General features: G+C 44.3%; 1 protein-coding gene. It reads left to right on the plus strand.

What is annotated here, in order from left to right; all coding sequences use genetic code 11:
- A partial coding sequence (locus JO950_RS22035; RefSeq protein WP_237732435.1) for a condensation domain-containing protein occupies nucleotides 1-449 on the plus strand: 449 nt, incomplete at both ends.

Consider the following 449-nt stretch of genomic DNA (forward strand, 5'->3'; position numbering starts at 1 on the left):
TCTCCTCTTCAGGAAGGCATCTACTACCACTGGCTGGCAGAAGATTCCGGTTCGCTTTATTTTGAGCAGACCTCCTATAGGGTACGGGTCAAAGTATTGGATATCGATAAACTGGCTATTGCTTACCAGGGTTTAACAGCCAGACATGCTGTTTTGCGTACTAATTTTAGTACTGAATATGCAGGGAGATCTTTGCAAATTGTAAGGAAAGAGGTCCCGAATAATTTTACTTATCAGAAGCTAGATGACGAGGTACAGCTAGAGCTGATCAAGCAACAGGACAGGGAAAGAGGTTTCGATTTGGGCAGTGGTTCTCAGATGCGTCTGCATGTTGTCGATCTGTCGCAAGGGGAGTATGAGTTTATTTGGAGCTCTCATCATATCCTGATGGACGGTTGGTGTGTAAGTGTGCTTATCAATGACTTTAATGAGCTGTTGAGTGCCGCAAT

It is taken from the genome of Flavobacterium sp. UGB4466, assembly GCF_903469665.1.
Lineage (GTDB): Bacteria > Bacteroidota > Bacteroidia > Flavobacteriales > Flavobacteriaceae > Flavobacterium > Flavobacterium lipolyticum.